This is a genomic window from Sorangium sp. So ce131, from assembly GCF_051519095.1.
Taxonomy (GTDB): domain Bacteria; phylum Myxococcota_A; class Polyangia; order Polyangiales; family Polyangiaceae; genus Sorangium.
Window position 1 is genome coordinate 8,128,920 of record NZ_CP150455.1, and the last position, 24,810, is coordinate 8,153,729.

Sequence of the window (24,810 nt, forward strand, 5' to 3'; positions counted from 1 at the left end):
GTGTGGGACTCCGGAATACAGAGAGACATGCGCCGGGGAGAGGCGATCTGTTCCGAAAGGAGAATCGCGTGAGGGCAACGCTTGTGGCCGGTCTCATGAGGACGCGGTCAGACGCCGATGGGGTGGTCGAACGGCTCATGGGCTGTGGGTACAGGCGCGAGGCGGTCAGCCTGGTGACGCTGGACGCGCCCCGCACCCAGGACGTGTGTGGACCGATGGGCGGGGCGCTCTCGGCGGCGGTCGCGAGCGTGGTCGTCCCGGGGCTCGGGCTGGTGGCGGCGGGGCCGGTCGCGGCTGCGCTCGCCGGCGCGGGCAGCGCGGTGGGCGGGATCGCCGGCGCGCTGGTCGTCGCGGGCGTCCCTGAGGGGCGCGCGCAGGTCTACGAGGCGGGGCTGAAACAGGGCGCCGTCCTCGTGTGTGTCTACGCGTACTCCGAGCGGGACAAAGAGATCCTCGAGATGCTCCTCGAGTACGCCGGGGCCGAGAACGTCCGGAGCGAGAGCCTCCAAGAACGCCCCTATGATAGCTTTATTTAATGTGTTTCCGATGGGCGCTCGCGCTCGGCGCGTGGCAACTTGCCCCGCCGAGGCGCGCTGCCGCCCGGGTTCCTGCGCGTATTTCAGGCGATCCCCGAGCGGGATCCCCTGGCATGGGCGATGCTCCAAATCCGGGATGGAACACGGGCAGTGGCGTGGTGAGCTGTCGGATGGCCGGAGCAGGCGGCAGGAGAGCGCATGTCGAGCAACATGACCCAGGATTTCGAGCACGCCTCGGGTGAACGCTTCGAGTCGGGCGCGATGATCGGCGACAAGTACCAGCTCCTCCGCAAGGCGGGTGAGGGGGCGATGGGCTCCGTCTGGGTCGCTGCGAACATCGCGCTCGAGGCGAACGTGGCGATCAAGGTGCTGCGGCCCGAGATGCGCTCTCCGGCCATCGCGGAGCGCCTGCTGCGCGAGGCGCGGGCGGCGGCCAAGCTCAGCCACCCTGGGATCGTGCGCGTCTTCGATCTCGGCAAGACGGCGAGCGGCACTCCCTACATCGTGATGGAGCTCCTCGAGGGCGAGGCGCTGCGGGACGTGCTCTGCCGGGAAGAGCGGCTGCTCCCGGAGGCGGCGATCGCGATCCTGCTGCCGGTCGCGAGCGCGATGCACGCGGCCCACGAGCGGGGCATCGTCCACCGGGATCTCAAGCCGGACAACGTGATGCTGGCGGAGCTGGGCGGCGGGAGGATCCAGCCCAAGGTCGTCGATTTCGGGATCGCGAAGGTGACCTGGCGAGAGACGGAGTCGGGCTCGACGGGCACGGCCGTGATCGGGACGCCGCACTACATGCCGCCGGAGCAGGCGCTGGGGCACGGTCACATCGATCATCGGGCGGACGTCTGGGCGCTGTGCACGATGCTGTACGAGGCGATCGCGGGCGAGACGCCCTACGCCGAGGAGCAGGGGTTCGGGACGCTGCGCGCGATCGTGCAGGATCCGGCGCCCTCGCTCGTCGAGCGGTGCGGCACGGACCCGGCGCTGTGGGCGATCATCGAGCGCGGGCTGCGCAAGGACCCGGCGGAGCGCTGGGGGAGCATGCGCGAGCTCGGCGTGGCGCTCGCGACGTGGCTGCTCTCCCGGGGCGTGTCCGAGGACGTGTGCGGCGCGTCGCTGCGCGCGCAGTGGCTGGACGAGCGGACGAGCCAGATCCCGGTCCCGGCGCAGTCGCCGCGGGCGGCGGTGAGCTCGACGCCGACGCTGCACTCGCGCCGCGCGGAGGATCCGATGGAGCGGCCGCTGCCGGCCGTCGCGGCCTCGCGCAGGGCTTCCGCGGGGGCGGCGCGCCGGGTCGTGGAGGAGAGCGGCGAGCGGGCGTGGTCGGAGTCGACGGTGGACCTCCGCAACAGCGCGGCGGCGGCGTCGATGCAGCCGTCGTCGCGCGGGCGCTTCCCGTTCCGCCGGATCGCGGCGGCGGGGTTCGTGCTGATGGCGGGCGCCGCGGCGTGGAGCGTGGCGCCGGTCACCGGGGGGCGGGACGCGGAGCTGAGCACGGCGACGCCGGCAGCACCTGCGGCGACCGTCGCCGAGACGCCGGCGCCGGAGCGGCCTGCGGCGGAGGTAAGCTCCCTCAAGGCCAGCATGGCGCGGGGGCTCGTCGCGACGCCGCCGGCGGCGGACCCGGTGCCGCCGAGGGCGGCGCCGCGCGTCGTGAAGGCGGCGGCAGCGGCGGTGGCGGCAGCGCCGGCGGCGGCGAGCAAACCGGCGGCGGCGGCGGCGTCGAGCGCGCTGCCGGAGCTGCCGGCGGTCGCGGACGCGGGCGCGGGGACGACGGACGCGCGGATGATCCTCGCGCAGACGGGCGCCCCCGGGACGGCGCTGGAGACCGGCAGCGCGCCTTGCCCTGCGCCTGGCGGAGAGACGGAGAGCGGGGGGTCGACGGCCTGCAAGCCGCAGGCAGATGCCGCGGGGAACGGGCACGAGGTGTACGAGGACGCCGCTGCGCCCAAGCAGGAGCCCGAGGTGTCCCAGCCGGCGCTCGAAGAGACGCCGGGGAAAGACGCGCCGGGCAACGACGCGCCGAGCGCTCAGGCGGCCCAGTAAAGAAGCGACGCGACGCGCAGGACGGGGGGGTGGTCCCAAGCGGGACGCGCCGTCGGGTGGGTCCGCGCGCGCCGACGTGGCGCGGGCGGGCGCTGGCCAATCGGCAAGACTGGGACAGGGGAGCTTGCGCTGGGAACACCGCCCGGCATGTCTCCCTTCGGGCCACGCCGGCTGAGAGCTTATGGTGCGCGCCACACAAGGCGCGCCTGAGACGTCGAGCCGGCTGGGAGCTTATGGCACCTCGGTCGGTGCTCGGCGCGCCCGCCCGCGCCACGTCGGCGCGCGCGGACCCACCCGACGGCGCTTGCCGTTGGTCATGAAGGAGAGGGAGGGTGGTTTGACTTCGGCAGGGCCGCAGCCGGGCAGCTCGGCAAGAGCGCACAATGAGGGGATGAGGGGTCAGACGCCGAGGGCCTGCAGGAGGCCGCCGCCCTCGCGATCACACAGCTCGCGGGTGGCAGCGACGGAGGCGTAACGTGGCTCGAGGAGATCCAGGCTGAGGCTCCAGAGCGCGTTTCTGAGACGCGCGAGCGGGCTCTGCTTGGGCAAGGTGCTGAGACAGACGGCCTCGCTCCGGGCCATGTCGCGCTCGAACAGGAGCGCAGCATCCCTCACGAACGCAGGCTGCTTGACGATGAGGTTGGCCTCGCTCACCCAGCGAAGGCTCGTGGGGTTCACGTTGAACGTGCCCACCGTCGCCCAGTCGTCGTCGATGACGGCGAACTTCGAGTGGAGCATCGACGGGAGGAACTCGTAGATCTGGATGCCGCTGTCCAGCCACGACGTGTACCTCGCGAGGCTCGCGTGGCGGATGCTGGGAAGATCGGAGTTGCGGGGGACGATGATCTTCACGTCGATCCCGCGGCGGGCCGCGTCCATGAGCTCGCGCTCGAGGCCGCGGGGCGGGCAGAAGTAGGCGTTCTCGATCCACACGCGACGCCGCGCCGCGCGCACACGCTCCAGGTGACGCTCGTAGATCACCGCCGGCGGCGTGGGGGCGTCGGTGATGAACTCGACGTCCTCGTAGACGCCGCCCGTCCAGTAATCGAACGAACGGCCTCCGGGATCGTCAGCCAGCATCCAGCGGTACTCGAACGCCCGCTCCATGTCGGCCACACACGGGCCCACCACCCGGCTACAGACCTCGTGCCAGCCACCCCCGCCCTGATCGCGCGGCAGCCACTCGTCAGCCCACGCAGCGCCGCCGACATAGCCGGCGCCGTCGATGACCACGATGCGCGAGTGCTCCCGGGGAAACAGGGCGCGCCCGCGGAGCACGGTGCGCAGCGGGCGGTAGGCGCGGGCACGGATGCCCCGCGCCCGCATGTCCTCGAAGAACGCTTCAGGCGTCGCGTGGCTGCCGAGCGCGTCGTACAGGAGCCGCACGTCGACGCCGCGCCGTACGGCGTCGGCGAACGCGTCGGCGAAGCGATGGCCCATCAGATCGTTGCGGTAAATGTACGTGGAAATCCAGATGCGATCCCGGGCGCGCGCGATGTCGTCGAGCAGCGACTCGAGCACCATCGTCATCCCCGGTAGGAGACGCGTCGAATGGGGAGAACGAGCGCTGTCCGTCGCGTGAGTTGGTCTCGAGTTCGCCCTGGAGCCTGGAAAGGTCAGCACCGAGCAGGTCATGTTCATCCGTGAACGCCGAGCGGCCACAGCTCGATTGCCGCAGCGGCTCGCGCGCCGTCGGCGCAAAGGCGAAGCAGACCGTATGCCACGTCGCCAGGGGCGCGATCGCCCAGAGAGGACGGCAGAGGGCGATTCGCGACGTGGCAGACTGCCACGCGCGACAGCTGCGCCACACCGCCCACGGCGTACGCGACGTCGCGCGGCCTACGCGCTGACGCCGGGCTGCCCGTCACCCGGGGCAGGCACCGGGACGCCGGCGTCTCACCGGCGTCTAGGCGGCCCCTCGGCCCTCGGCCTCGGCCCACCACACGTCGAGGTCGCGGAGCGCGCGCTCGGCCATCACCTCGTAGCGGGCGCGCTTGCGCAGCTTGCCGTGCGCGGGCTCGAGCGGCGCGATGTGCGCCCAGGTGATGTTCGACGGCTGGTACGACGGCTGCGGGCGGCCGAGGTGCGTGAGGATGCCGCCGAGCGCCGTGGTGGGCGGCGGCGGACGGAGCGGCTCGCCGCGCAGCCGCTGCGAGAGGAGGACCGCACAGACGAAGCCCGCCGCGGCGCTCTCGACGTAGCCCTCCACGCCCGAGATCTGACCGGCCAGGTGCACGCCCGGGAGCGCGCGCAGCTCCATCGCCGGGCCGAGGAGCACCGGCGCGTTGACGAACGTGTTGCGGTGCACCGAGCCCATGCGGAGGAACTCGGCCTCCTCGAGGCCAGGCACCATCCGGAACACCCGGAGCTGCTCGGCGTACTTCATCCGCGTCTGGAAGCCGACCAGGTTGTACGCGGTCGCCGCCTCGTCCTCCGGGCGCAGCTGGAGCACCGCGTAGGGGCGCCGGCCGGTGCGCGGATCGGTCAGGCCGACCGGCTTCATCGGACCGAACGCGAGCGTCTGCTCGCCGCGCGCGGCCATCACCTCGCACGGCAGGCACCCCTCGAAGTAACGCACCTCCTCGAAGGCGCGGGCCTCCACCTTCTCGGACTCGACGAGCGCGCGCACGAACGCCTTGTACTGCGCCTCGTCGAAGGGGCAGTTCACGTACGCCTCGTCGCCGGCCTCGGCCTCGTCGCGGCGCTCGGCCGCGTCCTCCGCGGGCGCAGGGCGCTCGCCTCGGGCGACGACACCCTTGCCGTAACGCGACTGCTTCCACACGCGCGACCAGTCGATCGAGTCGGCGCTGACGATCGGCGCGATCGCGTCGTAGTAGGCGAGGTGCTCCGCGCCGACCGCCGCGGCGAGGCTCGCCGCGAGGGCGTCGGACGTGAGCGGGCCGGTCGCGAGGATCACGGGCCGCGCCGCGGGGATCTCCGTCACTTCCCGCCGCTCCACCGCGATGCGCGGGTGGGCCTCGATCGCCCTGGTCATCGCCTCGGCGAACCGCTCGCGGTCGACCGCGAGCGCGCCCCCGGCCGGCACCGCGGTCTCGTCGGCGCACCGCAGGGCGAGCGAGCCCACGCGGCGGAGCTCTTCCTTGAGCAGCCCCACGGCGTTGCTGAGCGCGGCGCCGCGCAGCGAGTTCGAGCACACGAGCTCCGCCATCCGGTCGCTCGTCTGCGCCGGCGTCCTCTTGTGCGGCTTCATCTCGACGAGGCGCACGTGCAGCCCGCGCTGCGCGAGCTGGTAGGCGGCCTCGCAGCCGGCCAGGCCGCCTCCGACGACGGTGACGTCGCGCGGGGTCTCCGCTCCGTTCATTGAGCTCTCCAGGAAGACAGGATGGGTCGATCGCGGGCCGTCGTCAGCTCGCGGTGCGGCGGGCGCGCGCCGCCCGCGCCGGTTTCTCGGCCGCGTCCTTGGCCGCGCCGGGGGTCGGCGCCGCAGCCTCGGCCCGCTCGGCCGGCGCGGCCGCCGGCGCTGCGGGGCGCGCGGCCGGCGCCGCCGCGGCGACCGCCGAGAGGGCCGCCGCGGCGTCCGGGGAGGCGCCGCCGCCTTCGCCGTCCTCCCCTTCCCCTTCGACGATCTCCTGCTTGAAGCCGCAGTCCTTGGTCGCGCAGACGAGCATCGCCTTCTTGCCGGCGGTGCGGGTGACGAACTTCGCGCCGCACTGCGGGCACGGGACCGGCACCGGCTTCTGCCAGAGCTTGAAGTCGCACTTCTGCTCGGCGTTCCAGTTCGAGCAGCCGTAGAAGGTGCGACCGCCCTTCTTGCGGGGCCGGATCTCGATGAGATCGCCGCCGCAGTTCGGACAAGCGACGCCGAGCGGCACCGGGCGCGTGTTCTTGCAGGCCGGGTAGCCGGTGCACGACAGGAAGTCGCCGAAGCGCCCCGTCTTGATGATCATCGGCTTGCCGCACTTGTCGCACGAGATGTCGGTCTCGCGGACGGCGGCGCTCCCGCGGGTGTCCGAGAGGTCGCGCGTGGCCTTGCACTTCGGGTAGCGCTCGCAGCTCAAGAACCAGCCGTTCTTGCCCCACTTCTTGAGCATCTGCGAGCCGCACTCCTCGCAGACGAGATCCGTCTTCTCGGCCTCGGGCTTCCACGGCGCGAGCTTCTTCGACTTGTCGAGCTGCTCCCGGAACTTCTTGTAGAAGCGCTTGAGCAGCTGCTCCCGCTTGAGGTTGCCCGCGCCGACCGCGTCGAGCTCCTCCTCCATCTGCGCCGTGAAGTTCGGATCCATGATGTCGAGGTTCGATCGGACGAGCCCGTCGACCACGAACTTCCCGAGCAGCGTCGGCTGGAACGCGCCGCCGTCCCGCTTCTCCACGTACGCGCGCTGCTGCACCTTGCTGATGATCTCCGCGTACGTCGACGGCCGGCCGATGCCGCGCTTCTCCAGCTCGCGCACCAGCGAGCCCTCGTTGTAGCGGGGCGGCGGCTGCGTGAACTTCTGATCCGTGACGACGCCCGGGGGCGACGACACGACGAGCGCCTCGCCCTCCTTCATGTCGGGCAGGAGCGCCTCGGCGTCATCGTCGGCCGCGGGCCCCGGCGCCGCGCGCTCCGCGTCGGCCGCCGCCGCCTCCGCGGCCGGCGCGGCCGCGGCGCCGTCGGCCGCCCCTGCGGCCGCGGCGCCGTCGGCCTCGTCCTCGCCGGCGAACTCCTGCTGGCCCTCCGTCACCTGCAGCCAGCCGGTGAACTTGAGGATCCGCCCGCTCGCCCGGGCGAGGTAGCTCCGGTGCGCCGGCTCCGCGACCGTCGGCGCGACGTCGATCTCGACCGTCGTCCGGTCGTAGACCGCCGGGTTCATCTGCGAGGCGACGAAGCGGTTCCAGATGAGCTTGTACAGCTTGTACTGCTCGTCCTTGAGGTGCTTCTTGATCGAGTCCGGGTGGATCTCGACGCTCGTCGGCCGGATCGCCTCGTGCGCGTCCTGCGCGTTCTTCTTCGACTTGTAGACGTTCGGGCGCTCGGGGACGTACTCCTTGCCGTACCGCTTCGCGACCACGCCGCGCACCTCGGCGATCGCGTCGTCGCTCACGCGCGTCGAGTCGGTACGCATGTACGTGATGAGGCCGACCGGGCCGCCGTCGCGCTTGAGATCGATGCCCTCGTAGAGCGCCTGGGCGATCTGCATCGTCCGCTTGGCGCCGAAGTGGAGGTAGTTCGTCGCGTCCTGCTGGAGCTTCGACGTCGTGTAGGGCGCGGGCGGGTTGCGCTTCTGCTCGCGCCGCACGACCTTCGCCACCCGGTAGCGCGCCGTCTCGAGATCGGCGCGGACCTTCGCGGCGACCTCGCCGTTCGTCACCTCGAGCTTGCGGCCGTCGGCGGCGGCGAGCTTCGCGACGAACGGCGCGCGGGCCGGCGGGCTCGCCGCGGCGAGGCCGACCGCGATGTTCCAGTACTCCTCCGGGACGAACGCCTCGACCTCGCGCTCGCGGTCCACGATGAGCCGCAGCGCGACCGACTGCACGCGGCCCGCCGACAGGCCGAACGCGAGCTTCGACCACACGAGCGCCGAGACGTCGTAGCCGACGATGCGATCGAGCACGCGCCGCGCCCGCTGGGCGTCGTAGAGGTTCTCGTCGAGCTTGCGCGGGTTGTGGACGCCGTGGTCGACGCCCTTCTTCGTGATCTCGTGGAACTCGACCCGCGCGACCTTCAGCTTCGGGTTCTTGATCTCCTCCGAGATGTGGAACGCGATCGCCTCCCCTTCGCGATCGGGGTCGGTCGCGAGGAGCACCTCGTCGGCCTTCTTCGCCGCCGACTTGAGCTCCTCCAGGACCTTCTCCTTGCCCTCGATCACCTCGTAGGTCTCGGCAAAATCGTTCTGCACGTCGACGGCGTTCTGCTTCTTGGGCAGATCCTTGACGTGCCCCTTGGAGGCGAACACCTCGTACCCGTTGCCGAGATACTTCTTGATGGTCTTCGCCTTCGCCGGCGACTCCACGATGACGAGCGTCTTGGCCATCACCACCTTCTGAGCAACGCGATCGGGGCTTGTGTGAAATGAAGGGCGACCCTCGGAACTGAGGGAGCCCCCCGCTTGGGGGCGGCCACCCGGAAACCGCACTGGGTGGGTGAGCCGGCGCGCCCCTTCAACGAAGAGCCCGCCGAAACAACCCGGCGGGCCCCTCTACTACTACGGCCTGGAGCGTCAACGTCAAGAGTGCCTCCACGGCGAGCCTGGGCGGAAGCCCCGTCTTCTCGCATACCTCATCCACGTGCGCCGGGCGGGCGCCCAGGGCGCTGAAAACAGCGCGTTCCTCGGCAGTTAGGGCCGCCGGGAGCGCCCCTCCTTCGGTCGGGACGTCCGGCCGCGCGGCGAACGCCGCGTCCGGCAGCGGCAGCGTGGCGGCAGCGGACGGGCTTGTGCGTGGGGCGCGCCGCGCGCGCGGCCGCCGGCCGGGCGGAGGCGCAGGGCCGCCGAGCACGTCGATCACGTCGGTCGCGCGCGTGACGGCGCGCGCGCCGGCGACGAGCTCGAGCGCGCAGCCGATCCCGCGCGGATCCCACGGGGCGCGGGGGACGGCGCAGAGGTGGCGGCCGAGGCGGCGAGCGGCCGCGGCGGTCGAGCGGGCGCCGCTCTCGATGCCCGCCTCGACCACGACGGTCGCGACGGTGAGCGCCGCGAGGACCACATTGCGCTGGAGGAACAGGGCCGGCATCGGCGGGGTGTCGTCGGGGACGCGGGAGAGCAGCGCGCCGCCCGCGGCGACGACGCGGTCGAAGAGCGCCGCGTGCTCCCGAGGATAGGGGTGCGCGTGGCCGCCGCCGCTGACGACCACGGTCGGCGCGCGCGCCGCGAGCGCGCCCTCGTGCGCGGCCGCGTCGACGCCGCGCGCGCCGCCCGACCAGATCGAGAAGCCGGCCGCGCCGAGCGACGCGGCGAGCTCGCGGGCGAACCGGAGCGCCTCGTCGCTGGCGGCGCGCGTGCCGACGATCGCGACGCCCGGCGAGGTCGGGAGCGCGCCGCGCAGGTAGAGCGTCGGCGGCGCGGCCTCGGACTCCGTCACGAGGGCCCAGAGCGGCGCGGGGTAGGATGGATCGGCGGGGTGGATCTCGATCGACGCCATACGCCGGGTGTCGACCGGCGCGCGCGCCGAGTTGCGCGCGGCGAGGCGCCCATCGCCGGCGCCGCGCCAGGCGGCCGCCGGATCAAGGGGAAGAGCCGGACGGCGACGCGCCCGCCGCGGACGACCCAGGCGGCGACGCGCCGGGCGGCGCCACGCCCGGCGGCGACGCGCCGGGCGGCGCGGCCGTGCGCGGATCGCGGAAGCCCTGCACGAGCACGACGCCGGCGCCGCGCCGCGCCTGCGCGTGGAGCTCCAGCACGAGCGGCGCGGCGCCCGGGTTGCGGAAGCACGCGCCCCGGCCGCCGATCACCGCGATCGGCCCGCTGTCGGCGTCCTGGGCGACGATCTCCAGCGCCGGCGACGCGCCCTTCGTGAGGAAGAGATCGACCTCGATCACGCCGAGCCCGCCCTGCGCGATGAACACCGCGCACTCGCCGGGCGCGACGGGCGCGCGGATCGCGCTGCTCTGCCCCTCGGCGAGCGCGATCGACGCGACCTCGCCGCGGGGCTCCATCCCCCTCGCCTCGCCGCGCGCGGTGTTGGCCAGCGCGAGCGCCGTGACCCGCGGCACCGGCGCGCTCGCCGCGGGCGGCTGCTGCCCGGCGCGGCTCAGGAACATCCGCGCCGCCTCCGGATCCGGCGCGGGCGCATCGCTCGGCGGCGGCGGGTTCCGCGGCTCGGGCGCGGGCGAGGGCGCCGGCGCGGGCGGAGGGCTGGGCCGCAGGACCTCGGGGCCGCGCCCCGACGCGCCGCCGCCGCAGCCCGACGCGGCGAGCGCGATCGCCGCGGCGAGCAAGCGGCGCGGCGGCCTGAACGGATGCGAATGGAGGTGAGCGAGGGCGCGCCGCACGCCGCGGAGCGTACCAGAACCGCCGCGTCATGCTCGGCCCGCGAGCGGCCGGCCGAGGAGCGTGCTACCCCCTCGCCCGATGAAACCCAGGGACGTCGTCGTCGCGACGCACGGCCACTGCTTCGACGGCATGGCGAGCGCGGCGCTGTTCACCCGCTTGATGCAGGCGCTGCGCCCCGGCGAGCCGCTCGCGCTCCGGTACCGCTCCTGCGGCTATGGCCCCGGCATGACGATGATCCCTCCCTCGTGGCTCGACGGCGACGAGAACGCGATCCTCGACTTCCGCTACACGCCGTCGAAGAAGCTCACGTGGTACTTCGACCACCACGTCACCGGGTTCGGCTCGGACGAGGAGCGCGACGCGGCGCTCGCCGGCGCCTCGCGCTCGCAGGGCGCGGACGGCGCGCCGCACGTCTTCTACGACGCCGCCTACGGCTCGTGCACCAAGCTCATCGCGGACGTCAGCCGCGATCGCTTCGGCGTCGAGATGTCCGGCGTCGACGAGCTGGTCCGCTGGGCCGACCTCATCGACACCGCGCGCTTCCCCTCGGCCGAGGCCGCCGTGAGCCGGGAAGAGCCGATCATGCAGCTCGCCTCCGTCGTGGAGCACCACGGCGACGGGCCGTTCCTCGCCTCGGTCGTGCCCCGGCTCGTCGACCAGCCCGTGAGCGAGGTCGCGCGCGCGACCGACATCCAGGAGCTCTGGCGGCCGCTCGCCCTGTCGCGGCAGACGTTCGTCGGGCGCATCGAGCGCGGCGCGCAGAAGATCGGTCGCGTGGTGCTCGTCGATCTCTCCGACGCGCCGCTCGAGGCGGTCGGCAAGTTCATGACCTACGCGATGTTCCCGGAGTGCGTGTACTCGGTCACGCTCTCCCGGCACAAGCAGCACTACAAGCTCTCGATCGGCTATAACCCCTGGTGCGGCGTCCCGCGCGATCGCGACATCGCCTCGATCTGCCGCCGCTACGACGGGGGCGGCCACCCGGCCGTGGGCGCGGCGTCCTTCCCGCTCTCCGCGCTGGAGCGCGCGCGCGAGGTGGCCCGCACGGTCACGGAGGAGCTCAACGGGGAGCCGCCGAGGTGACCTGGGCCGAGCTGCGCTTCCGACGGAGCGCGCGCGAGGCGGCGAAGGAGGCGGCCTCGCCGGGATCCCCCGCCGCGGCGGGCGCTCGCGCGCCGCTCATCTTCGGGCACCGGGGCGTGCGCGGCGAGGACGCGCCCCCGGAGAACACCCTCGCCTCCTTCGAGGAGGCGGCCGCGCAGGGGGCCGACGCGATCGAGCTCGACGTGCGGGTGTGCGGCTCGGGCGAGGTGGTCGCGCTGCACGACCCGGACCTCGCCCGGGTGACCCGCGGCGCGGACACGCGCGCGGCCGCGTCGCTCTCGTGGGACGAGCTCCGGCGCGTCGACCTCGGCGGCGAGCGGGTGCCGCAGCTCGCCGAGGTGCTCGCGTTCGCGCGCGCGCGGCGGCTCGCGGTCAACGTCGAGATGAAGCGGGACGTGCCCGACCGCGCCGCCGTGGTGCTCGCGACCGCGCGGCTCCTGCGCGCATGGGATCCGCGCCACGCGGTGCTGGTCTCGTCGTTCGATCCGGTGATGCTGGCGTCCTTCAAGGTGATGGCGCCCGGCGTCCCCCGCGCGCTGCTCGTGCACCGGAGCCGCTACCACGACGCGGCCGTGCGCCTCACGCCGGCGCTCGCGCCGTTCGCCGCGCACATCGAGCGGACGATCGCGTCGCCCGAGCGCATCGCGCTGCTCAAGCGGCAGGGGCGCGTGGTCAACGTGTGGACGGTGAACGATCCGCGCGAGGCGCGCGACCTCGCGGCGCTCGGCGTCGACGGGCTGATCACCGACGCGCCGCGCCGCATCCGCGACGCGCTCGCGTAGCGGCCCGCTCTACCTCCGCTGCCAGGGATCGACGACGTCGCTCTGCCGGAGCAGCCGGCGCGGCGAGGGCCGCGCCGACGCCGCCGAGCTCGCGGCGGCCGGCGGCTCCGCCGACGCCGGCGCCGCGCGCGACGGCGCGTCGGCCTCCGCGGCGCTCTCCGCGACGGCGGCGACGGCGGCGCCTCGCAGCGTCGCGCGGGTCACCTCCACGGGCGGCGGGGCCGGCACGGGCGGCGCGGCGAGGCGCTCGGCCCCGTGCTGGCGCTGGACCGGCGCGAGCGCGGGCGCGGCCCGCTCCTCGGCGATGGGCGCGACGGGCCGCAACGCCGTGATCGCGGCCGCCCCGCTGACGACGGAGAGCGCGGCGCACGCGAGGAGCCAGCGCCGCGTCCCGCCCGCGCCGGGCTTGCGGGGAGGGTGGACCTCGACGGCCGCGGCGGCCGTCAGGGTGCCGGGCTGGAACGGATCGGGCAGCGGCGTGAGCGCGGCGCCCTGCGGGCGCGGGGCCTCGGCCTCCGACCAGGAGAGCGCGCCGAGCTCCCCCGGGCGCTCCGGCTCGGCGGCGCCCCCGGGCGAGAGGCCGAGCAACGTCCCCGTGCGCGACGTCGAAGGCGCCGCCCGCGGGGCCGACGGCGCGGGCAGGGGGACGCCGACGTCGCCCGCCGCGGCGACGAACGCGTGCGCCATCTCGTGCGCCGACTGGAACCGCTGGGCGCGGTCGCGCGAGAGCGCGCGGGCGAAGAAGGCGTCGACGTCCGCCGGCAGATCGGGCGCGATCTGCGTGGGCTGCGGGATCGGCTCGACGAGGATCCTCGACAGCACCGCGCCGAGCACGTCGCCCTCGAACGGCAGCCTGCCGGTGACGGCGCGGAAGAGGATGACCCCGAGCGACCACAGATCGCTCCGCTCGTCGAGATCCTTGTCGCCGCGCGCCTGCTCCGGGCTCATGTAGAACGGCGACCCGAGCAGCTCGCCGGTCTTCGTGGTCTCGCCGCTGAGGAGCTTGCCGGTGAGCTGCTTCGCGATGCCGAAGTCGAGGACCTTGACGATCTCCTCCTCCTCGTCGACGCGCGCGAGGAACAGGTTGCCGGGCTTGAGGTCGCGGTGGACGAGCCCCGACTCGTGGGCGCGGCGCAGCGCCTTGCCGGTCTGGAGCGCGATGCGCGCCGCCTCGGACAGCGGGACGCGCCGGACCCGCTTGAGGCGGCGGCTCAGGTCCTCGCCCCGGAGCAGCTCCATGACGAGGTACGGCACGGCGCCCTGGATCCCGTAGTCCTGCACGCTCACCACGTGCGGGCTCCCGAGGTTCGCCGCCGTGCGCGCCTCGCGGTAGAAGCGCGCGCGGAACTCGGGCGAGGCCGCGTGCTCCGGGTCCATGAACTTGATGGCCACCGGCGCGCCCAGCTGGACGTGCCTGGCCACCCACACAGAGCCCATCCCGCCCCGTGAGAGCGGCGTCTCCAGGAGGTATTTCTCGCCGACGATCGTTCCCGGCTCGACGTCCATCGCCGACTCCTCCCGCCGCCATGGCGAGGTGGATTGCAGATTACTAAACGTTCGCCGGAGCGGCGTCTACGTCATCCGGCCAAACGAGGACGCCTGAGAGAGCACGGGGAGCACCTGACCGGGATGTTCAGGAATCCCCCGACAGCGTCGGTTCAATCCTGGCAATCGACGTAACGACGGATGACCCCGCCGGGGACAGGCTGGGTGAACGCGCCCGAGAGGAGGGGCGGATTCCACTTCGCGTCCTTGTATTGAAAGATGACATCGTCCTCGGTGTTCGGGACCCGCATGCGGATCGAGCGAGGGATCTCGGCGTGGCAGACTCCGCCGCTCGGCGGGATCGGATCGTCGATGCCTTCGGGGTCGACGCGCGGCGCAGCGGTGTGGACCGCCTCATGCTGGCTGAGCTCGGCGTGATAGAGGTCCACGCCGCGCTGGGTGACCCGGACGTCTCTGACGCGCAGGCGCTGCCGATCCCACGGGAGGAGCCAGTCCTCGGGGCGCGGCTCGAGGTGGATCTCCTCCGTCGCGTCGCGGGTGCTCTGGAGGAGGACGCGGTAAAAGCCGTCGCCGTCCCACGAGATCGAGGCGCCCGCGGGCTCGTGCACGAGCACCGGGGCCTCGCCGCGCAGCAGCGAGACGAGCGCGTGGCCGGGAATGGGCACCTGGGTGAGGCGCGCCAGGTTGCATGCGGTCGCGGGCCCGTGCAAAAGCTGCTTCTCTCCGACGTCGAGCATCTGGAACAGGGTGCCATTCGACGTGAGCGTGTAGAGCGTCGCGCCGAAGGGGCTCACGATGTCGAAGCGGACCCGATCGGGATTGACCGCCAGGATGTAAACGTCGCCGCGGATCCTCCCGCGGCGCGAGAAGTGATCGATCTTGGCGGTGCCCTGGACGCCGTTCACGCAGGCGTAGGTCTCCTTCATCCGGTCGAGCGCCGCGTCGGCGGTCGGAAACCGGGACGGCGGCGGGGCCACGGAGGCACAGCCGGTCACGAGCACGGCGAGGGTCGCGGTCCAGGCGATCGCGCGATGGCGCATGGGCGCGGACGCTGACAAGGATCGCCGACCACGTCAACCGCGGAAGCGGTGCGCGGCGCGTCTCTTCAGAGGACGTGGGTGGGAAAGTCGAGGAGCGAGAGCGCGGAGGCCGGGATCCGCCCCGCGCTCGGCTGGTGTGCCAGAGCCGGCTCACCCCACGCGCGGCCGGAGGGGCGAGCCTCCGGCCGGACAGGGGTGATCCACGCTCAGGACGCCCGGAGCGCCTCGAGCAGATCGACGTCGGGGATCGCGATGGGGAGGCGGGCGCGGAGGACGGCGACGTCGTTGTCCTCACAGAGGCGAGCGACCGCGAGCCCGTCAAAGAGGGAGATGGGCGCAGTCCCCGGAATCGCGGCCTCCTCACGCGCGCCCGAGAGCATCTGACCGGCGGTCAGGATCCAGCCGGCGGTCGCGGGGCCGTAGTGGTGGAGCGAGCCGCGGAGCTCGGTGACCCGCTCGCGGCCGACCTCGCGGCCGTCCCGCCGGATCACCAGCGCGAGCTTGATCTCGTCGCCCGCGGTGCGGAGCGCCCCGGAGAAGTGGCTCTCGCCGCCCGGCGCCCCGGCGCGGCGCACGGCGCGCAGCTGGCCCAGCCCGATGCGCTCGAGGGCGAGGACACAGATCTCGACGAAGGCATGGCCCGGCAGCTCGGAGAGCTTGCGCACGAAGGCGCGCCGCGCGGCGTCCCGGTAACGCTCCACCGCGGCGAGCGCCTCCTGCTCCAGCCGCGCGAGGTCGCCCGGAAGCAGCCAGTCCGTCAGCGCGATCCTGCCGCCGGCGAAGCGGAAGCGAGCCCGCTGCCCCGCGGCGATCCGGCGCGCGTTGTCGGCGCGCACGGCCGCCGCGACCTGCGACTGCACGAGCTGCACGTCGCCGGCGAGCCGGCCGCGGCGCTGCGCCGTCTCGGCGATCTGCCGGAGCGAGACCGCGCCCGCGTTCCGATCGAAGGTGGAGAGGATGCCCGCGACGGCGTCGGCGAGGTCGCGGCCGGCCAGGTCGTCGAGCGCGTGCCCCTCGCCGCCCGTGAGCTCGATCACCTGCGGGCCGCGGTAGACCGGCTCGGCGCCGAAGCCCTCGGCGCGGTCGGTGCGCTCGACGCGGTCCGCGCGGTCCGCGCGGTCCAGGCGCTCCACGCGCTCCACGCGCTCCACGCGCTCGAAGCGATCGCCGCGGTCGGAGCGCGGCGGCTCGCGGCCGTTCTCGCGCCGCGCCTCGATCACGGGCGTCGCGACGTACGACGGCAGCCCGCCGGCGCTCGCGCCGGCGTCCGTGGTCCCGCGCCCGCGGCGGCGGCGGCGGCGGCGGCGGCGGCCCTCGCCCTGCTCCCCGAGCGCGCCGGGCGCCGCCCGGTCCTCGCCGCCCAGGATCGGCTGGTCGTCGTCGTCCTCTTCGTCGAAGAGCTCCGCCGCCCCGGCGACGGCCTCCGCCCGCATCGCCTCGTCCGGGCCCGGCGGCTCGGCGTCCTCGAGCTCGCCCTCGTCCTCCTCGAGGTAGGCGGCCGCGGCGCGCGGCGACGACGGCGCCGGCGCGGGCGCAGGCTCGTGCGCCTCCGCGGCCTCCACGCCGTTCAGCCCGGCCGGGCTGATCACGCTGGTCACGATCTCGTCGCTGGGAGGCGCCGCCTGCGCCTCGTCGTCGTCCGCGGCGTCGGCCTCCGCCTCGGCCTCGGCCGGCTCCGCCTCGGCCTCGACGGCCAGAGCGCCCGTATCGCCCTCTTCCGTCGGCTCGTCGTCCGCGACCACGTCGAGCGCGAGCTGCTCCCCCTCGTCCTTGCGCGCCTTGGCCGCCTCGGGCTTGCCGCCGCGCTTCCCCTTCTTGCCGTCGAGCCCGGACTTGATCGTCTTCTCGTCCCACTCGCGGAGCGCGAAGACGCCCGGCTTGACCCGCACGAGGGGGTTGTCCGCCGTGTCCTTCTTCAGCGTCGCCGCCAGGCGGGCGCCCATCGTGACCTCTGGGCTCTTTCCAACGTGGCTAAGGAGGTTCTTCTCGATCGCGATATCTGTGATCTCTTTATAGTGAAGCGGTCTGCCGACGAGGCGAAGCACCTCGGCGGCTGCATCCGTAAACGTCATTTTGTTCGCCCTTCGGGCGCGCCGCCCGGCGGGCGCCCTCCGTCGTCCCCATCGCGGCCGCCCCGTCCACTGTGGCTGACGAAGCGCGCGGGATACCCCACCGCAGCCGGGAAACGCACATTCGCTCCCACTCGGCCACGACGCGCGGAACGGCGTGCTCGTAGCATGCTCGCCGGCTGCGGTCAACGGTGAGCGCGATCCGCCGCGAGATCGGCCGCGGGCCGATCCGAGGCGCGGCGAACCAGGCCGCGGGCGGCGTGAAGCCCAGACCGGCTGCGCGCTGCGGCTGCGCGCTGAGGATCGAGCGGCCGCGAGGCGGCAGCGCGCTTCGACGACCGGGGCGGGCGGCGCGCGAGCGAAGGAGGGACCCGGACAAGCGCGCTGTGCGGCGCATCAGCGGCTCTCGGGCCGGCCCGGCGCGCGGAGTCGGACGAGGGCCAAGACAGGGGAGACGGCGGAGACGGCGGACGGGCGCGCGGAATCCTGCGCTGAGGGCAGCGGAGAGCGCGAAGGCGGGAGATGAGTTTGAGCGCTCATCGCGGCGCGGTGGGCGGCGAGCGGCGAGCGGCGAGCGGCGAGCGGCGACAACCGACAACATCGCTTTTGCGCTTTGCGCTCTCCTCGATAAGAGGGTTACGCTGGGGTGGTGGAGCTTTCGCGGTTGCTGGATGAGCTCACCCTGGCGGCCAACAGGGTCGGCATCGCCGTCAGGATGGAGGCGTTCGATCCGCACCTCTCCGACGCTCGCAATCCGCGCGGCGGGCTCTGCAAGGTGCTCGGCAAGCGGCTCATCCTTGTCGACGCCAACGCGTCGCTGCCCGATCGCATCGCCACGGTCGCGGCCGCGCTCGCACGCGTGGATCTCGAGTCCGTGTTCCTGCCGCCGATCGTCCGCGCCACGATCGGCGCGCACGCCCCCGGCGCGCGGGCGCGCGCCGCCGCGCCGGGCGAGCCCGCGCGGCTGCCGGTGCGCCGCGCGAAGGGCGGGAAGGCGCAAACGCTGCTCCCGCTCGCGCGCACCAAGTGGCGTGATATCCGGTGATGGAGGCCCCGCCGGCTCTCCGGCCGCCGGCCCTCGGGGCGCCGGCCTCCGGGGCGCCGGCCCTCCGGGTCGAAGAGCGACAGGCCATCTGAGCCGCGAGGGCGCCGAGGAGACGTGCGCTCCTCGGGCGCTCCTCGGCATGGGGGTCCGCCGCTGGGGTGGATGCGCGCGGCGCGCTACGTGGGTGCGCGCGGCGCGTTACGAGGCGAGCGCGCGCTCGACCTCGACGTACGCGGCCTCGATCGCCGCGTCGAGCTTCGCGACGTCGGTCCCGCCGGCCTGCGCCATGTCGGGGCGGCCGCCGCCCGAGCCGCCGACGATGCGGGCGATCGGCTTGATGAGCTCTCCGGCCTTGAGCCGCTCGGTCGCCGCCTTGGAGAGCATCACCGCGAGCTGCGCCTTGTCGCCGACGGCCGCGCCGAGCAGCACCGCCGCGCGGTCGCCGAGCTTGTCGCGCAGCTTCTCCGCGAGGTCGCGCAGCGCGCCCGGGTTCGTGCCGTCCGGCACCCGGCGCGCGAGCACCTTGATCCCGCCGATCTCCCGGGCGCCCTCCAGCATCGCGTCGATGCCGCCCCCGCCGCCGCCCTGCGCGGGGCCCGCGCCCTCCAGGATCCGCCGCTCGAGCTCGGCGATCTTCTTCTCGAGCTCCCGCTCGTGCGCGACGATCTTCCCGATCTTCTCGGCGAGATCGCCGCCCTGCGCCTTCGCGGCCTGCCGCGCCCGCGCGAGCTCGGCCTCGACGCTCCGGGCGTACGCGAGCGCGTTCAGCCCGGTCGACGCGAAGAGCCGGCGCACGCCCGCGGCCACGCCGCCCTCGCTCGTGATCTTGAACAGCCCGATGTCCCCGAGCGACCGCGCGTGGGTGCCGCCGCAGAGCTCCACGACCTCGGGCGTCATCGTCAACATCCGGACCGTATCGCCGTATTTCTCCTCAAAGATCGCCATCGCGCCCCGGCGGCGCGCCTCGTCCATCGGCAGGATCTCGGTCGTGACCTTCGCGTTCGAGAGCAGCTTCTCGTTCACGAGGTCCTCGATCCGCGAGATCTCCTCGCGGGTGAGGGGTTTGTTGTGCGTGAAATCGAAGCGGAGCAGGTCCGGGCCGACGCGCGAGCCCTTCTGCTGCGCGTGCTCGCCGAGCACCTTGCGCAGCGCCCAGTGCAGGACGTGCGTCGCCGAGTGGTTGCGGCGCGTCGCCGAGCGCGCCGCGTGGTCCACCTCGAGGTGCACGCGCTGCCCCACCGCGATCGCCCCCTCGCGGACCACGCCCTCGTGCACGACCAGCCCGGCGAGCGGCTTCTGCGTGTCCTTCACCTCGACGCACAGGCCGTCCGCCGTCACCTCGCCGACGTCGCCCACCTGGCCGCCGGACTCCGCGTAGAACGGCGTCTGGCGCACGACGAGCTCGACCGCGGCGCCCGCCTCCGCGCGCTCGACCAGCGTCCTCACCTTGCGCGCCCGCTCGCCCTCTCCCTCGACGTCGACCCGGATCACGGCGACGACCTCGCTGTCGCCCTCCTCGTGCTCGTACCCCGTGAAGACGACCGGCTGCCCGAGCCGCCCCCGGGCCTCGCGGTGCGCGGCGTCCACGGCCGCCGTCGGGTCGATCGGGCCGTCGGCCTCGGTGCCCCCGCGGATGATCGCCTCGGCGCCCTGGACGTCGACGTCGAAGTTCGACTCGGCGCAGATGACCTGCGTCAGGTCCAGCGGGAATCCGTAGGTGGTGTAGAGATCCGCGGCCGGGCCGGCCGGCAGCGTCCTCTCGCCCGACGAGCGCATCTCGGCGAAGCGCTCGTCGAGGATCTTCATGCCGCGCTTCAGCGTCGAGCGGAAGCGGACCTCCTCGTCCTCGGTGGCGCGGGCGATGAACTCGCGCTTGTCGCGGAGCTCCGGGTACGTGTCGCCCATCCTCCGGACGACCTCGAGCGCGACCTCGTGCAAGAACGGCCGCTCGATGCCGAGCCGGTGGCCGTGGCGGATCGCCCGGCGCATCACCCGGCGGAGCACGTACTCGCGCCGCTGCCGCTCCGGCATGATGCCCTCGGCCATCAGGAACGCGGTCGTCCGCGCGTGATCGGCGATGACGCGCATCGACACGTCGTCGTCGGCGCTCCCGCCCGTGTACGGCTTGCCGCTGATCTCGGCCGCCTTCTCGACGAGCCCGCGGAGCAGGTCGGTGTCGTAGTTCGACGTCACCCCCTGGAGCACGCTCGCGATGCGCTCCAGGCCCATGCCGGTGTCGATGCTCGGCGCCGGCAGCGGGACGAGCGGGCCGCCCTTCTCCACGCGCTCGTACTGCATGAACACGTTGTTCCAGATCTCGGTCCAGCCGGTGCCGTCGATGCGGGGCTCCTCGCCGAAGCGCGAGACGTCCGGCTCGTTCCCGTGGAAGAAGTGGATCTCCGAGCAGGGGCCGCAGGGGCCGACGTCGCCCATCGACCAGAAGTTGTCGGCCAGGCCGAGCCGGATGATCCGGTCGTCCCCGAAGCCGGTGACCTTGCGCCAGATCGCCGCGGCCTCGTCGTCGGCGGGGAAGCCCCCCTCGCCGTTGTAGATGGTGACGACCAGCCGCGACGTCGGGACCTCGAAGACCTTGGTCAGGAGCTCCCAGGCGAAGGCGATCGCGTCTTCCTTGAAGTAGTCGCCGAAGCTGAAATTGCCGAGCATCTCGAAGAACGTCTGGTGGCGCGCGGTGACGCCGACGTTCTCGAGGTCGTTGTGCTTGCCGCTGATCCGGATGCACTTCTGGCTGGAGGCGGCGCGCTGGTAAGGGCGCTTGTCCTTGCCGGTGAAGACGTCCTTGAACGGCACCATGCCCGCGTTCACGAACATCAGCGTCGGATCGTTCTGGGGCACGACCGCCGCGCTCGGGACGACCTCGTGCCCGCGCTGGGCGAAGAACTCGAGGAACGTGCGGCGGATCAGGTCGGAGCTGGCAGGCGTTTCGATGGGCATAGGAGGACGCGCGGTCTAGCACGACCGGGGGGCGGCTTCCGCAGGCTCGAGGCCGCCGGCGCAGCCGGCGCGGCCGCCGGCGGCGGCGACGAGCCGGGGGCTGCGGCGGCCGTCCGGCGGAGCGCGCGGGCCGCCATCTCCGCGCCGCCGGGGCTCAGCGGCCGGCGGGGACGACGCTGTTGCCGGCGGCGGCCTCGAGGGCGAGCGGCGCCCCCTTGAGCGCGCTCTCGATCGCGCCCGCGACGGCGTCGCTCTGCAGCTGGGCGATCTCCCGCCCGCCGCGGGCCCGCGCCGCGTCGGCGACCGCCTGGGCCGAGCCGCTGATCGAGCCCTTCAGCGACTGGCTGGGCATCTCGCGGATCACGAACTCGACCTTGGCCGCGAAGCCGACCCCGTCGGCCCCGTGGCGCCTGTTCAGCTGCGTGACCGAGCCGTCGAGCTTGAACGCGGGCAGCTTGCGGTTCTTGCCCTCGGCCGCCACGTCGGCGCCGTCGGCCACGACCTCGATGTCGGCGAACTGCGTCACGAGGTCCCGCGTGTGCTGCCGGAGGAGCGACCCGAGCCGCGCGTCCTTCACGGCGGAGCGGTTCTCGAACTTGCCGAGGCTCACCAGGAAACGCGCCTTCGGGGACGCCGCCGAGAGCCGGGCGATGGCGCCCTCGATCTGGCGCTTCACGCTGGCCGAGGACTCCGAGCCCAGCGCCGCCTTGAGCGCCGGGACCGCCGCGCTGCTCCCGAGCACGCCGAGCCCGGCCACGGCCGCGGCGCGCACCGCCGGGTGCGGATCCTTGAGCGCCCGCTCGAGGGCGGGCCGCGCGCCGGGGCTCCTCGACTTGCCGAGCGCCAGCGCCGCGGCGACCCGCAGCCGGTAGTCCTTGCCCACCGCCAGATCGCGGAAGGACGAAGCGTCCTTGTCCTGTGCCGTCGAGACGGAGGTCGAGCCGAGCACCGTCGTGGCCGTCAACAACATCGCAACGAGGAGACGACGAACCATCACGTCCCTCCGGAAAAAGGCGGGAATCCGTCCCTCTTCCACGGTGAACCCATCCAGTCCGGCGACACGTTGCCGCTCAGACGGCCTTATCCTTGGCCAGGACGGCCGCGGGATCAAGGTTTCTGTGGGCGAGATAGCTCATGCAGGACTCATGACGACCGCCGATCGGTGGTCGGCCCGCGCCATTTTGCCGCCCTCAGCGCTTATTTACAGACACACTGCGACGGCTGAGCCTGATTCATTTCAGAAGAGGATTCCGAGATACCAGCGCACCGTCTGTGCGGTGTCGAGGTCGACCGGGTCTTCCGTCTCACCAGGGAGGTGGCCGAGCCCGCCGAGCGGGAAGAGCACGCCGTACTGAAGGGCCGTGTAGAAGCCGCCCATCTTGTCCGGGTTGTCGTTGAGCGTGCCGTCCTTCGACTGGAAGTACAGCTGGGCGTTCAGCTCGACGCCGAGATCCCGGGCGTTTCCAGGGGCCTGGACGAACTCCGAGGCGCGGCTCCAGATGATCGAGGCGCCGCCGCCGAGCCGCTGGCCGTTCTTGTCACGGGCGAAGTCGTACTCCACACCAGGGCGGAAGTAATAGGCGCCCTGCACCCGAGACAGGATGTTCCTGAACAGGATCTGGTCGATCCTGTAGTCGGGGTGGAAACGGAAGGTCGAGTAGGTGCGGTCGGCGGAGTTCTGGGGGTCGACGGCGCCGAGGGCGCTGCCCTGGGGCTCGAGCGAGGGCGCGTCGTCGTCGCCGGTGGCGTAGCCGAAGCCGAAGTTCACCCGGAGGCGGTCCTCCATGGCGGTGAACTCGGTCTGCGTCGCGATCCCGAACTGCCGGATCCCCCAGCCGGTGTCGCTCGGCGAGAGGGGGTTCTGGTAGTCGGTGTTCTCCTGCGTGCGCGTGTCGAGGGAGCCGTAGATCATCGCCGCCTCGAGCTCGAAGCGGAACTTCTTGTAGAGGAGCTGGAACCACACGTCGGGGAGGATCATCTCCGCTCCCCGGTGCACGTACCCCTGCGCGACGTTGTCGCCCGTCTGGCCGAGCGAGGCGGCGTTCGCGGGCTCGGTGCTGTCGTTCGCGAGCGTCTGCTTCCGGTAGGCGAAGTAGACGCCGCCGTTCATGACCGCGTTGCCGCGGGCGAGCTCGAGCTTCTGGAGCTCCGGGTTCTTGCGCCGGACGGCGACGAACACGTACTGATCGACGTCATCGCCCTGGGCGAGGTCGTAGGGCTGGCCCTCGAGCTCCTGGAGCGAGGCGCTCGTCGCGCCCTCGTTGGCCCAGTCCCACGCGCCGGCGAAGTAGAGGTCGTATTTCTTGATGCCGGTGACGAGCATCAGCCGGTCGACGGTCGACTGGTAATCCGAGTCGTACCCGTCGCCGCTGTTCGCCACCATGCCGAGGCCCCAGTGGTTCGGCATGCGGCCGAAGCGGAGGAGGCCGATCGGGGTCATGTACTCGCCCCAGATCCGCTTGACGGAGATCGAGTCGGTCGTCGAGTTGACGCCGGCGCGCGGCGCCCACTGGGTGCCGGCGAAGGCGCCGAGCGGCGAGTAGCCGCCACGGCCGACGACCTCGTAGCCGCCCCCCGCGCCGGGGCGGTTGGCGTAGCCCTCCGGCGTCGAGCCGAGCACCACGTTGTCGAGCAGATCGACCTGGGAGAGGATGCGCAGGTTGTCGCTGATGTGCAGCTCGGGGTTGAGCCGGAACCGCATGTTCGCGCCGGCCTGGGTGTCGCTCTCGCACCGCCGGAACGTGCGCGTGCCGTCGCTTGCGTCGCTCGGGTCGCAGAGGTTGACCGCGCTGGCGGCGCTGTAGGAGTTGTCGAGCGGCTGCGGCCAGAGCGCCCGATCGCGCGTGTCCACGCGGCCGAGGGCGAAGCTGTTGAAGAGCTCCCACCGGAGGCGGTAGTAGCCGTGGAACTCGAACGTGGGCCGGGCGTGGGACCACCAGTCCTCGGCGTAGACCTCGCTCGGCCGGGCGCCGATCTCGCCCTGGGTCGCCTTGCGCTCCGGCTGCTCGGCGACGGCCGGCCCCGCGGAGGCCGCCGGCGTCTCCGGTTGGGGCGCGGTGGGACCGGCCGCGGGGTCGGTCTGCGGCAGGAGCGGCTCGCGCGTCGCCGCGGGGGGCTCCATGGCCTCGACGTCGCTGCCGCCGGCGGGCACCTGGGGCGCGGTCGGCTGCGCGGGGGCTGCGCCGGGCTGCGCGGGGGCGGCCCCAGGCTGCGCCGGGGTCGGAGCCGCGGCGCCAGGTTGCGCCGGGGTGGGCTGCGCTCCGCGCGGCTGCGCGGGGGCCGTGGCCGGCTGCGCGGGGGCGGCAGGTGCGGCTCCGGGCTGCGGGGCGCCCGTCTGCCCGGCCGGCGGCTGCGCTGGGGCCGCGGGCGGCTGGGCCGGGCGGCGGGCCGGCTGGGCCGACGCGGTGGACGCGCCCAGCACGAGCGCGAGCGCGAGCCCCGACCGGAGGCGGCGGCGAGGGATGCCAGGGCTGCACGAGGTTCCCGGAGACCGCAACGAGATGGGCATCTGCTTGGTTTCGTTCGCGCGTTTTCTGCCCCGCGCGCAGGATGAGGTTGAAGGTCCGAGGCCCGGTGGCCCGGGGGCCGGGCGCCGATGTCTCACGCCCGGCTTGTGTGGTCAAGGCACCGCACGGCCCCGGCCACCGGAAGCAGTCGGGGCGTCACCCGGAACGCACCGAGCCGGCGCCTGAAAGCGGACCGACCCCAACCCAGGTCGGCCCGATCCCAACCCTGGTCGGCCGGATCCCAACCCCGGTCGGACCGACCCCAACCCCGGTCGGCCCGATCCCAACCCCGG

16 protein-coding genes are annotated in these 24,810 nt (G+C 73.2%); 5 read left to right on the forward strand and 11 right to left on the reverse strand.

From position 1 onward, the window contains the following. The first annotated feature begins 95 nt into the window (after positions 1–95). Positions 96–536, forward strand: a complete 441-nt coding sequence (locus WMF43_RS29580) for a hypothetical protein (protein WP_437669691.1) — start codon at positions 96–98, stop codon at positions 534–536. A 198-nt stretch (positions 537–734) separates the two neighbouring features. Next, positions 735–2,582 (forward strand): serine/threonine-protein kinase, encoded by a 1,848-nt coding sequence (locus WMF43_RS29585; RefSeq protein ID WP_437669693.1) that lies wholly within the window; start codon positions 735–737, stop codon positions 2,580–2,582. Between the two features lie 399 nt (positions 2,583–2,981). Here WMF43_RS29585 and WMF43_RS29590 read toward each other — a convergent pair whose 3' ends face one another. The 5 genes from WMF43_RS29590 to WMF43_RS29610 form a co-directional block, all read right to left on the reverse strand. Beyond that, positions 2,982–4,112 carry a phospholipase D-like domain-containing protein gene (locus WMF43_RS29590; RefSeq protein WP_437669695.1) on the reverse strand — a complete coding sequence of 377 codons (1,131 nt, stop codon included), beginning with the start codon at positions 4,110–4,112 and terminating at the stop codon, positions 2,982–2,984. A 376-nt stretch (positions 4,113–4,488) separates the two neighbouring features. Beyond that, positions 4,489–5,904, reverse strand: coding sequence for a methylenetetrahydrofolate--tRNA-(uracil(54)-C(5))-methyltransferase (FADH(2)-oxidizing) TrmFO (gene trmFO, locus WMF43_RS29595; RefSeq protein WP_437669697.1), 1,416 nt, complete (start codon positions 5,902–5,904; stop codon positions 4,489–4,491). A 43-nt stretch (positions 5,905–5,947) separates the two neighbouring features. After that, the gene (topA, locus tag WMF43_RS29600; protein ID WP_437669699.1) at positions 5,948–8,557 is read right to left on the reverse strand and encodes a type I DNA topoisomerase; all 2,610 of its coding nucleotides are present in this window, start codon (positions 8,555–8,557) and stop codon (positions 5,948–5,950) included. A gap of 127 nt (positions 8,558–8,684) precedes the next feature. Beyond that, on the reverse strand, positions 8,685–9,662 hold the full coding sequence (locus tag WMF43_RS29605) for a DNA-processing protein DprA (protein ID WP_437669700.1): 978 nt from the start codon (positions 9,660–9,662) through the stop codon (positions 8,685–8,687). 82 nt (positions 9,663–9,744) lie between these two features. Beyond that, the gene (locus WMF43_RS29610; protein WP_437669702.1) at positions 9,745–10,512 is read right to left on the reverse strand and encodes a hypothetical protein; all 768 of its coding nucleotides are present in this window, start codon (positions 10,510–10,512) and stop codon (positions 9,745–9,747) included. A 79-nt stretch (positions 10,513–10,591) separates the two neighbouring features. Between WMF43_RS29610 and WMF43_RS29615 the strand changes: the two genes are divergently transcribed. Together WMF43_RS29615 and WMF43_RS29620 are read left to right on the forward strand one after the other, a co-directional pair. Continuing rightward, entirely contained in the window at positions 10,592–11,596 is a 1,005-nt protein-coding gene (locus WMF43_RS29615) for a hypothetical protein (RefSeq protein WP_437669704.1), read from the forward strand. Beyond that, positions 11,593–12,399, forward strand: coding sequence for a glycerophosphodiester phosphodiesterase (locus WMF43_RS29620; RefSeq protein ID WP_437669705.1), 807 nt, complete (start codon positions 11,593–11,595; stop codon positions 12,397–12,399). The genes WMF43_RS29615 and WMF43_RS29620 overlap by 4 nt, the downstream gene beginning before the upstream one ends. A 9-nt stretch (positions 12,400–12,408) precedes the next feature. Here the strand turns inward: WMF43_RS29620 and WMF43_RS29625 are convergent, their stop codons facing one another. From WMF43_RS29625 to WMF43_RS29635, 3 genes are all read right to left on the reverse strand, one after another. Next, the gene (locus tag WMF43_RS29625) at positions 12,409–13,905 is read right to left on the reverse strand and encodes a serine/threonine-protein kinase (RefSeq protein WP_437669707.1); all 1,497 of its coding nucleotides are present in this window, start codon (positions 13,903–13,905) and stop codon (positions 12,409–12,411) included. Positions 13,906–14,057: 152 nt separating this feature from the next. Beyond that, positions 14,058–14,945 (reverse strand): LolA family protein, encoded by an 888-nt coding sequence (locus WMF43_RS29630; RefSeq protein ID WP_437669709.1) that lies wholly within the window; start codon positions 14,943–14,945, stop codon positions 14,058–14,060. Between the two features lie 206 nt (positions 14,946–15,151). Continuing rightward, on the reverse strand, positions 15,152–17,017 hold the full coding sequence (locus WMF43_RS29635; protein ID WP_437669711.1) for an HTH domain-containing protein: 1,866 nt from the start codon (positions 17,015–17,017) through the stop codon (positions 15,152–15,154). Positions 17,018–17,663: 646 nt separating this feature from the next. Here WMF43_RS29635 and WMF43_RS29640 point away from each other — a divergent pair. Then, positions 17,664–18,059 (forward strand): hypothetical protein, encoded by a 396-nt coding sequence (locus tag WMF43_RS29640; protein ID WP_437669713.1) that lies wholly within the window; start codon positions 17,664–17,666, stop codon positions 18,057–18,059. A 198-nt stretch (positions 18,060–18,257) separates the two neighbouring features. On the opposite strand, the gene alaS is transcribed toward WMF43_RS29640, so the two are convergent. From alaS to WMF43_RS29655, 3 genes are all read right to left on the reverse strand, one after another. Next, on the reverse strand, positions 18,258–21,005 hold the full coding sequence (alaS, locus tag WMF43_RS29645) for an alanine--tRNA ligase (protein WP_437684118.1): 2,748 nt from the start codon (positions 21,003–21,005) through the stop codon (positions 18,258–18,260). Between the two features lie 160 nt (positions 21,006–21,165). Beyond that, positions 21,166–22,005 carry a HEAT repeat domain-containing protein gene (locus tag WMF43_RS29650; protein WP_437669715.1) on the reverse strand — a complete coding sequence of 280 codons (840 nt, stop codon included), beginning with the start codon at positions 22,003–22,005 and terminating at the stop codon, positions 21,166–21,168. Between the two features lie 243 nt (positions 22,006–22,248). Continuing rightward, positions 22,249–24,519 carry a TIGR04551 family protein gene (locus WMF43_RS29655; RefSeq protein WP_437669717.1) on the reverse strand — a complete coding sequence of 757 codons (2,271 nt, stop codon included), beginning with the start codon at positions 24,517–24,519 and terminating at the stop codon, positions 22,249–22,251. Between the last annotated feature and the right edge of the window lie 291 nt (positions 24,520–24,810).

What these genes read in the sequence shown, in the direction of transcription:
- WMF43_RS29580 (WP_437669691.1), top strand. Translation starts at nt 96, where the DNA reads ATGAGGACGCGGTCAGACGCCGATGGGGTGGTCGAACGGCTCATGGGC.
- WMF43_RS29585 (WP_437669693.1), top strand. Translation starts at nt 735, where the DNA reads ATGTCGAGCAACATGACCCAGGATTTCGAGCACGCCTCGGGTGAACGC.
- WMF43_RS29590 (WP_437669695.1), bottom strand. Translation starts at nt 4,112, where the DNA reads ATGACGATGGTGCTCGAGTCGCTGCTCGACGACATCGCGCGCGCCCGG.
- trmFO (WP_437669697.1), bottom strand. Translation starts at nt 5,904, where the DNA reads ATGAACGGAGCGGAGACCCCGCGCGACGTCACCGTCGTCGGAGGCGGC.
- topA (WP_437669699.1), bottom strand. Translation starts at nt 8,557, where the DNA reads ATGGCCAAGACGCTCGTCATCGTGGAGTCGCCGGCGAAGGCGAAGACC.
- WMF43_RS29605 (WP_437669700.1), bottom strand. Translation starts at nt 9,662, where the DNA reads ATGGCGTCGATCGAGATCCACCCCGCCGATCCATCCTACCCCGCGCCG.
- WMF43_RS29615 (WP_437669704.1), top strand. Translation starts at nt 10,592, where the DNA reads ATGAAACCCAGGGACGTCGTCGTCGCGACGCACGGCCACTGCTTCGAC.
- WMF43_RS29625 (WP_437669707.1), bottom strand. Translation starts at nt 13,905, where the DNA reads ATGGACGTCGAGCCGGGAACGATCGTCGGCGAGAAATACCTCCTGGAG.
- WMF43_RS29630 (WP_437669709.1), bottom strand. Translation starts at nt 14,945, where the DNA reads ATGCGCCATCGCGCGATCGCCTGGACCGCGACCCTCGCCGTGCTCGTG.
- WMF43_RS29635 (WP_437669711.1), bottom strand. Translation starts at nt 17,017, where the DNA reads ATGACGTTTACGGATGCAGCCGCCGAGGTGCTTCGCCTCGTCGGCAGA.
- WMF43_RS29650 (WP_437669715.1), bottom strand. Translation starts at nt 22,005, where the DNA reads ATGGTTCGTCGTCTCCTCGTTGCGATGTTGTTGACGGCCACGACGGTG.
- WMF43_RS29655 (WP_437669717.1), bottom strand. Translation starts at nt 24,519, where the DNA reads ATGCCCATCTCGTTGCGGTCTCCGGGAACCTCGTGCAGCCCTGGCATC.